This window comes from Aeromonas sp. QDB30, assembly GCF_027707645.1.
Lineage (GTDB): Bacteria > Pseudomonadota > Gammaproteobacteria > Enterobacterales > Aeromonadaceae > Aeromonas > Aeromonas caviae.
Genome location: NZ_JAPCIY010000116.1, coordinates 1 through 7,887 on the forward strand (window position 1 = coordinate 1; position 7,887 = coordinate 7,887).

Consider the following 7,887-nt stretch of genomic DNA (forward strand, 5'->3'; position numbering starts at 1 on the left):
GGCATATGGATTTAGGGACTCAGAATACTTTTTTCTGAAAATCAAGGCGGCCTTCCCCGGAAAGCCGCGATGAACCATATTTCTTGGCAACACCAGGTGCCTGGTATGTCCCCTCCGTTTCCGGCATGAAAATCTGTGAGGGAGGCGAGACATGCAGTGTCCCGGCTCTGTGCGCTAATCGGGTTGTGGGTCTGGGTGGCGAGGTCTGTTCTGTTTTTCCGGATCGCCGCCGGGCTTTGGATATTCGGCCCCGAGACAACCTTCTGAATCATGTTTGATGGGATGCTATGCAAGCAGAAACCAGCCATATAGATGAACTGTTGGAGTGCCTGGTCTTTTTGACCCGCTTTTACGGGGTGCCCAACAGTCAGGATGCTCTCACCACCGGCTTGCCACTGGTCTCCGGGCGTCTCAGCACGGCGCTCTTCAGTCGTGCCGCCGAGCGGGGTGGTCTCTCTGCCCGCGAAGTGATCCAGCCCCTTGAACAGATCTCCTCCCTGCTGCTGCCCTGCGTCTTGCAGACGCGTAATGGCGGCGCCTGCATCTTGCTTGAATGGAATGAAGAACGGACCCAGGCGAGGGTCATCTTTCCCCAGGCCGGAGACGCGGCTCAATGGGTCAGTCTTGCCCAGCTGGGTGACGAGTACAATGGTCGTCTGTTCTACGTTAAGCGGCAGTTCAAATTTGATGAGCGCTCGCCCAAAGTGCTGGAGACCCGTGATGGTCACTGGTTCTGGAGCACCTTGTTCGAGTCCCGCGGTATCTATCGGGATGTGCTGGTGGCCTCGATCCTCATCAACCTGTTTGCCATCGCCAGCCCCCTGTTCACCATGAACGTCTATGACAAGATTGTGCCCAACCTGGCATTCGACTCCCTCTGGGTGCTGGCGGTTGGAGCCATGGTGGTGTTCACCTTCGACTTCGTGATGCGCCAGCTGCGCAGCTACTTCATCGATATTGCAGGCAAGAAATCCGACGTGCTGTTGTCGGCCAAAATCTTTGCCAAGGTGATGGGCATGAAGATGGAGTCCAGGCCTGCGTCGACCGGTGCCTTTGCCAAGCACTTGCAGGAGTTTGAATCGGTGCGCGAGTTTTTCACGTCGGCCACCGTCTCCACCCTGATCGATCTGCCGTTTGCCATCTTCTTCCTCTTCATCATCTGGATTTTCGCCGGTGTGATGGTGGTGGTGCCCATCATCGCCATCCTGATCCTGGTGGCCTACAGCTTCTACATTCAGGCACCGCTGAAGCAATCCATCGAGGAGGGCTCCCGGCTCGCCTCCCAGAAGAACGCCAATCTGATCGAAAGCATCTCGGGCCTTGAGACAGTGAAGATTTTCGGGGCCGAGAGCATGTTCCAGCACCGCTGGGAGCAGGCGGTGTCCCACATCTCGACCTGGGGCGTGCAAACCCGGCGCATCACCAACTCCATGTCTTCTCTGGCGAGCTACATCCAGCAGGTGGTGACAGTGGGACTGGTGATCGTCGGTGTCTACCAGATCTCGGAAGGGTTGGTGACCATGGGGGGCATGATAGCGGCCGTGATGCTGTCGAGCCGGGCTATCGCCCCCATGGTGCAGCTCTCGGTACTCTCCACCCGCTACAACCAGGCCAAGTCGGCACTCGAGATCCTGGAGAAGATCATGATGACGCCGGGTGAGCAGGAGGAGGGCAGGCAGTACATCCACCATCCGCTCATCCAGGGGCGCATCGAGTTTGAAAATGTCTCCTTCAAGTATCCGGGCATGGAGAGCAGCACCCTGCACAACATCAACCTGCGCATCGAGCCGGGTGAGAAGGTGGCCATCATCGGGCGGATCGGTGCAGGTAAAACCACGCTGGAGAAATTGCTGATGGGTCTCTATCGCCCGACTGACGGCCTGGTGCGTCTGGATGGCTTTGAGCTGGACCAACTGCCGCCGACCATCATTCGCCGCAACATCGGCTGTGTGCCGCAAGATGTGACCCTCTTCTTTGGTTCCGTGCGGGACAACATCATGCTGGGTAATCCCCTGGTGGACGATGCCCGTGTCTTGCGCGCCGCCAAGCGGGCCGGGGTCACCAACTTTACCAACCGGGATCCCAACGGTCTCGACAGACAGATTGGCGAAGGGGGACGTCAGCTCTCCGGTGGCCAGCGTCAGTCCATCCTGCTGGCTCGCGCCCTGCTCAACGATCCCCCCATTCTGGTGATGGACGAGCCGACCTCCAACATGGACAACCAGTCAGAGATGCACGTGAAGCAGGAGCTGGCGCGGCTCGGCCCCGAAACCACCCTTATCCTCATCACCCACAAGACCTCCATGCTGGATGTCGCTTCCCGGGTCATCGTCGTGGAGCAGGGGAAGATAGTGGCGGACGGTCCCAAAGAGGTGGTGTTGCAGCAATTGAAGGAAGGCAAAGTGCGGGTGCAGGAGACGGCGAATGGCTAACCACTGGTTCAAGAAAACGCCCTCAGATACGGTCTTGCCTGCACCCGAGCATCTCGAGTACGTGGATGACGGTGCCGCCGCCGTGCTGCTGACGACACCCACCCGTGCCAGAGTCCTGCTCTGGGCCTGCTTCCTGTTTTTTGTCAGCGCCATCGTCTGGGCCGCCTGGGCAGAGCTGGATGAAGTGACAGTCGGCCAGGGCAAGGTGATACCGTCGCGCCAGTTGCAGGTGATCCAGAACCTGGAAGGGGGGATCGTCAAGGAGATCTTCGTCAAGGAGGGGGACATCGTCGAGAAGGGACAGCCACTGCTGCGCATCGACGATACTCGCTTCAAGTCGGATTTTCGCGAACGGGAGCAGGAGCTGGTCACCCTCAAGGGGGATATTGCCCGCCTGCGCGCCGAAATTCGCAGCGTGGTGGTCAAGAACGAGCCCAATCTGGGGTGGCGTGAACAGGTAGCCATCGACAAACAGGCCATCGAGTTCCCCGAAGGGTACGAGAATGTATTTGCCGAATATGCCGCCCGTGAAAGATCGGTGCAGGAGGCGCGGTTAAACAACCTCAAGAACCAGCTCTACATTCTGGGACAGCAGATCGAGCAGAAAGAGCAGGAGACCATAGAGCTCAATGCCAAGATCCGGACCGTCGGCCGCAGCGTTGATTTGGCTCGTCAGGAGCTGAACATCAGCCGTCCTCTCGCAAAAGAGGGTATAGTTCCTCAAGTGGAGCTAATTAAACTGGAGCGGCAGGTCAACGAAATGCAAGGGGAGCTGGAGGCGAACCGCCTGCTGGTGCCCAAGCTCAACTCGGTACTGCGGGAGACCATCTCGAAGCGAAATGATATCGCCCTGAAATTCCGGGCGGACTCCCAGACCGAGCTGAACGAACGTCAAGGCAAGTTGAGCCAGTTGTCGGAGGGTCAGGTCGGCCTCAGGGACAGAGTCGATCGTACCAGTGTGATCGCGCCTCTCAAGGGGACCATCAAAAAGCTCAAGATTAATACGCTGGGTGGGGTCGTTCAGCCGGGCATGGACCTGATGGAGATAGTGCCGCTGGAAGATACCCTGCTGGTTGAAGCCAAGGTGTCGCCCAAGGACATCGCGTTCCTCAGACCCGGACTGGAGGCCGTGGTCAAGATAACTGCCTATGATTTCACTATTTATGGAGGTTTACATGGCAAGGTTGAACAGATAAGTGCCGACTCAATCCAGGATGAGGAGGGCAACTCCTTCTATCTGGTGCGAGTACGAACCGAGAAGAGTTATCTGGGCGATGAGCTTAACGCACTTCCCATCATCCCCGGTATGTTAGCCAGTGCAGATATTATTACTGGTAAAAAAAGTGTCCTAGACTACTTGCTGAAACCCATCTTGAGGGCTAAGCAGTCGGCACTGAGAGAACGATAAGCCAACAATCTAAAAACAACATGACTGGAGATACCATGAAGAAGACGATTGTTGCCATGCTGGTTAGTGGCACCATACTGTTCCCGGGCCTGAGCCAGGCACAGACGCTGGAACAGTCAGTGGCGCAGTCACTGGCTACCCATCCGAAAATCAAGGAAGCTTTTGATCTCTATCAGGCACGACTGTATCAGCATGATGGAGCCAAGGGCGGCTATTACCCCACCATTGATCTGCGTGGTGGCGTCGGTTACGAGAAGACTGACAGTCCCTCGACCCGTGGTCCCAATTCACAGACGATCGATGACTCCATGACGCGCAAGGAGGCCGGGATCAGCCTTCGCCAGATGCTGTTTGACGGCTTTGATGTCAGCAGCAACGTGGCACGGACCGATGCCGCCGCCCAGGCCCAGCGCCTGGCGATGATCTCCGAGGCGGAGAACACGGCCCTGCGCGTGGCCGAGGTCTATCTCAACATGCTGCGTCAGCAGGAGATCCTGGAGCTGTCCAAGCAGAACCTTGAAACCCACGAACAGATCCGCAGTGACATCCAGAAACGGACCGACTCCGGTCTGGGGTCGACCGCTGACCAGACCCAGATCGACGGTCGTGTGGCTCGGGCTTACTCCAATCAGGCGGCGGCGGAGAACAACTATCGGGATGCCGAGAGTGAGTTCATCCGTGTCGTCAATGAAGTGCCCAAGGATCTCGTTCAGCCCGTACCGAACACCCAACTCCTGCCCGCAACGCTGGAAGATGCGCTGAAGACGGCAACAGAGGTTCACCCGACCCTGCTGTAATCCCTGCAGGACATCGAAGAGGCGAAGTACCAGCATGAAGGCTCCAAGTCCGGGTTCTACCCGAACGTAGCCTTTGAAGTGGATCAGAACTGGAACGAGGACATCGATGCGGTCAAAGGCCGTAACGACGATCTCACCGCCATGGTCCGGATGCGTTACAACCTGTTCCGCGGTGGGTCCGATCTGGCAGAAAGCAAGGCAACCTCAGCGCTCTATTCCCAGGCCAAAGACATTCACATGAATGCCTTCCGTCAGGTGGAAGAGGGGACCCGCCTCGCCTGGAACGCCAAAGAGTCGCTGGCCAAGCAAAAAGTCTTCCTCAAAGAGCACGTGGACGCCAGCTATGACACCGTACAGGCCTACAAGAAGCAATTCGGCCTGGGCCAACGGACCTTGCTGGACGTGCTGAACACGGAGAACGAACTGTTCGAGGCTCGCCGCAGTTACATTACGGCCGAGTACGACTCCCTGTTGGCGGAATATCGTATCCTCAATGCCACCGGTGGTCTGCTCAATGCCCTGAATGTGCAGCAACCGGCTGAATGGCAGGCCAACAACAACTGATGGCCCTGCCACTGATGTCATATCAGGCAAGGGGAATGGCTGCAGCGTGCTGCAGTCATTCTTTTATGCGTCCGGCGGTCAGGGGATGATGGCGGCGTCATGACACAGAAAGAGGTGGCATCGACAGGCTGGAGCCGACGTGATGGGGATCGAGCCCTCGCAGGTGCACGTGCGCCCTTGCGGGTTCGCCTGCTGTGGCTGGTCCTGCTGGCGATCCCCCTGCTGCTCAGCGCCAGCCAGCCTCTCTCACCGGAGGATATGAAACTGGTCAAGCGCGCTGAGGAGACCTATGGCCCCAGGGCCGGCAAACGGGTCACCAGCTGGCGCACTTTGGCAATGCAGAACAAGGCGGCGGGGCTGACGGATCGGCAGAAGCTGGAGAAGGTGAACCAGTTCTTCAACCAGATGCGTTTCATCGATGACATCAAGTTGTGGCACAAGAAGGATTATTGGGCGACACCGCTGGAATTTCTGGGCGCAGCGGGGGGAGATTGTGAAGACTTCAGCATTTCCAAGTATTTTACCTTGCTGGAACTTGGCATCCCTGATGAAAAAATGCGAATGGTATATGTCAAGGCATTGGATTATAACCAGTTTCATATGGTCGTTGCCTACTATGAGACGCCTGCGGCAGTACCCCTGATTCTGGACAATCTTGTCGGATCAATTCGCCCGGCGACCCAACGGGCGGATTTGTTGCCAATTTACAGTTTTAACGGTAGTCACTTGTGGCTGATGAAGGCGCGTGGTCAAGGGGAACTGGCCGGGCAATCATCCCGCTTGGGATTATGGACAGACTTACGCAATCGCATGACATCGGGGCGATTGGCTCGGCCTGCGGTCAATTTGGATGATTAACCTATGACGCTCTACAGACAACTATTGGCAACCATGCTGCTGCTGTTCGGATTGCTGTTTGCCGCCACCTATTGGGTGCAATTCAATTCGACCCGCAACTACCTGGCGCAGCAGCAGGAGACCACCGTCATCAATACGTCCACCGCACTGGGTCTGGCGCTGACCCCCTATCTGGAGAACGGCGACAAGGTCAGTGCCGAATCCGTAATCAAGGCGGTGTTCGACGGGGGTTACTACAAGCTGGTTCGTCTCGATCTGCTGGCCTCCAAGGATGTCATCGAGCTGGAGAACAGCAGCCATATCGAAGGGGTCCCACAGTGGTTCATTGGGCTGGATCTGTTCCCTGAAGTGGCCAATGAATCGATTTTGACGTCGGGTTGGCTGCAACTGGGCAAGCTGAAGGTCGTCGGCCACCCTGGACAAGCCTACTACGAGCTTTGGAAAGGAATGAGCGAACTGGCCACCTGGTTCCTGGTCGGTTTTCTCGTCACCACTCTCTTGCTGATGCGGGCGCTCAATTATCTGCTCAAACCGCTCAAGCTGATTTGCGATCAGGCGGTTGAAATCGAGCTGCACCATTTCGGCCACGCCATTCCCGAGCCCAAGACCCGCGAGCTGCGGCAAGTGGTACAGGCCATCAATACCCTTTCCAGCAAGCTTGCCGTGCAGTTCAAAGAGCAGGCCGACGAGGCCGAGAATCTGCGAGCCCGCGTCTATGTGGATGCCGTCTCCGGGCTTGGCAACCGCTCTTACTTCGTCGGGCAGGTCAATGCCTGGATTGCGGAGGCCGGGCAGGGCGGGGTCATGCTGGTGGCCGTCGACATGCTGGACGATCTCTATCGGGAAGAGGGCTTTGCTGCAAGGGACAACATGGTCAAATCCATTGCACAGGTGCTCAGGGAACTGCTGGATGGCTGGGATGGCGCGGCGCTGGCCCGGATCTCGGCGACGGAGTATGCCTTGCTCTGCCCCACCGATGATCTGTCTCAGCTCAAGGAGCTGGCGGAGCTCATCAACAGCCGTATCGCCGATCTGGTTGTCAATCCCATGGGAGAAAGCGGAGCGCTGTCCGTCGTCGGCATCGCTGGCCGTGATGGCAATGACGATCTCTCGGCGCTGCTGACGAAGGCGGATAACGCCCTTGGCAAAGCGCGCAATGAGCGGCGCGGTGCCGTCGTGATGGAAGGCGGCAATGAGCAGGGACTGATGGGACGCCTTGCCTGGCGAGACCTGGTGCAGGATGCCATTGCCAGACATCTCTGGCGCTTCAAGGCACAGCCTGCGTGCCGCTTCGATGATGGTACCCGCCTGCATGCCGAGTTGTTCGCGGCCATCTCGCGAGATGGAACGGATTACTTCGCAGGGCAGTTCTTGCCTGCGATCGAGCAGTTCAAGATGGGGGCCGAGTTTGACAAGGCGGTGCTAGAAGCCTGCGTCCCCTTGTTCAAGCAGCAACCGGAATTGGTGTTGGCAGTCAATATCACGGCGGGTTCTCTCTGTTCGGATGAGTTCCTGACATGGCTCAGAGGCTATTTGTCGCTGAACGTGGAGCTGAAGGAGCGACTGCTGTTCGAGATCCCGGAAGCGGCCATCATGAAACACAAAGAGTATGTGACTCATCTGGTTGAGCTGTTGCGAGAGCACGGCTTCTTGTGGGGGGTCGATCACTATGGCCGGCACTTCCAGTCCCTCGGCTATCTGGAAGAGCTGACCCCCGCTTATGTCAAGGTGGACCACGGGTATACCAGCCACATGTACAGGATCTTTAGCGCCAACCAATTGAAATAGATATAAAAAAGGCTTCGTTTGTGATCTAATTTTATCGCCA

The 7,887-nt window shown here is 57.3% G+C and carries 3 protein-coding genes and 2 pseudogenes; all 5 read left to right on the forward strand.

Annotation, left to right across the window (positions count from 1 at the left end; translation table 11 throughout):
• Positions 1–287 precede the first annotated feature (287 nt).
• Entirely contained in the window at positions 288–2,432 is a 2,145-nt protein-coding gene (locus PG896_RS19970; protein ID WP_043155791.1) for a type I secretion system permease/ATPase, read from the forward strand.
• Positions 2,425–3,840, forward strand: coding sequence for an HlyD family type I secretion periplasmic adaptor subunit (locus PG896_RS19975; RefSeq protein WP_010675165.1), 1,416 nt, complete (start codon positions 2,425–2,427; stop codon positions 3,838–3,840). The genes PG896_RS19970 and PG896_RS19975 overlap by 8 nt, the downstream gene beginning before the upstream one ends.
• A 35-nt stretch (positions 3,841–3,875) precedes the next feature.
• A pseudogene (locus PG896_RS19980) lies at positions 3,876–5,201 on the forward strand (TolC family outer membrane protein).
• Positions 5,202–5,300: 99 nt separating this feature from the next.
• A complete protein-coding gene (locus tag PG896_RS19985; protein ID WP_227262859.1) occupies positions 5,301–6,059 on the forward strand; it encodes a transglutaminase-like cysteine peptidase in 759 nt (252 codons plus the stop codon).
• A 3-nt stretch (positions 6,060–6,062) separates the two neighbouring features.
• A pseudogene (locus PG896_RS19990) lies at positions 6,063–7,814 on the forward strand (LapD/MoxY N-terminal periplasmic domain-containing protein); the annotation flags it as partial.
• Between the last annotated feature and the right edge of the window lie 73 nt (positions 7,815–7,887).